Genomic DNA, 1,620 nt, shown 5'->3' with positions numbered 1-1,620 from the left:
GGCGGCGGGCGCACCGCTGGACTCGATCTCGATGGCCGCCAGTGCCTGGGCAAAGCTGACTTCCGCCAGCGCCAGCACGCGCTTGTAGCTGTAGGCTCCTTGCTCCAGAGCCAGCGCGCAGGCGGCATCGACGCAGTGCGCTGGGAAGCGCCGGGCCAGGCTGACGATGCCCCAGAGCTTGCGCTGGCCCACCCGACCCTCGATGGCAAAGAGCAGCTCACACAGCCGCCTGGCGTGCTCACCCACCTCGCCGGCCTGACGCAGGATCAGGCGGGTCTCACGAGACGGATTGAACACCCGCTCCTCCATGGGCAGCACCACCGTGCCGGGCCGCTCGGCCTTGGCGTGGGTGCGCAGCAAGGCACGGGTGTGGATGTCACGAATCTCGATGCGCTGGGTGTAGATGCGCACCAACACCTTGGAGCCGATGCCCGCTGGGCGAGCGGCGTAGCTGCTGTGATCCACCCGCACACAGCTGTCGTCGCAGACGGTGCGCACCGCCTCGTCGAAGTACTGCATGCCCAGTAGCGGCAGGGGTTTGAGGTGGCTGCGCTCCTCCTCGAACATGGCCTGCACCTGGCGTCGCTCGGTGCCGTGGATGCGCTTGGCCGCCCAGCTCTTCTCCCAGTGCGCCAGGAACTCGTTCTGGGCCTCAATGGACTCAAAGCGCCGGCCCTTCAAGGCCGTGGCCTGGGTGTGGCCGATGGCATGCTCCACCGAGCCCTTGCGGTTGGGGTCTCGCACCCGCGCCGGGTCGGCCACCACACAGTAGTGCGCCAGGGTGGCGGCGTACACCGGGTTGAGCTCAGGCTCGTACAGGTCGGGCTTGAAGACGCCTTCCTTCAGATTGTCCAGCACCACGTATTGCGGGCAGCCACCGAAGTACCGCAGGGCCTGCTCGTGCAGCTCGGCCCAGATCTGCTGACTGGACTTCCAGACCACGCACCGGAAACTGGCACGGGAATAACGCAGCGTGGCCACGAACAGGCGGGGCTTGCGGTACCGGTCGCTACCGGGCACGCGGGTGGGCGCGCCCTCGCCGTAGTCCACCTGCATCTCCTCCCCAGGCAGAAAGGACAGGCGATCGAACTGCTCGGGCTCCTTGTGCCGCAGCTTTGCACAGAAGCGTTTGACCGAGTTGTACTGGCCAGCAAAGCCGTGCTGGTCGACCAGGTCCTGGTAGATGGCCGTGGCGTTTCGCTTCAGACGCAGTTGGGCTTCGATGAACTCGCGCCAGGGTTCGCACAGGGAGGTGGCCACCGGGACAGGAGCCGGTGGCCAGGGTGGGGGAATTTGCTCGGCCGAGCCGGTGGCCACCCTGGGGGAATTTGACTGCAGCTGCTCCAGCCAGCGCTGGTGGTAGCGCCTGACCGTCTTGCGGTCGATGCCCGTGATGCGGGCGATCTCGCGTTGCGATGTGTTGCGCTCCAGCAGTGTCTCTATGGTGGCGCGTTGGTTGGACTTCAAGACATTCACTCCTTGGCCTTCCCTCGGGGAAGACTGGATCAATGTCCTGCCAACAGGTGCCGACGACGCCGGCGTTTAACCCCTATCCCCGATCAGTTCAGGTGGGGGAGTTTGAGGTGGCCATAGACGGGGGAATTTGACTGGCCATCAGGG

General features: G+C 65.8%; 1 protein-coding gene. It reads right to left on the bottom strand.

Annotated features, from left to right (window positions below):
* Positions 1 to 1,476: IS21 family transposase (istA, locus tag B0E41_RS00050; RefSeq protein ID WP_077327322.1), on the bottom strand; the 1,476-nt coding region annotated here is incomplete at its 3' end.
* Positions 1,477 to 1,620: the final 144 nt, after the last annotated feature.

Source organism: Hydrogenophaga sp. A37, assembly GCF_002001205.1.
Classification (GTDB): Bacteria; Pseudomonadota; Gammaproteobacteria; order Burkholderiales; family Burkholderiaceae_C; genus Hydrogenophaga.
The sequence above is the reverse complement of the archived record's forward strand: the minus strand, read 5'-3'. Positions and strand labels throughout refer to the sequence as shown.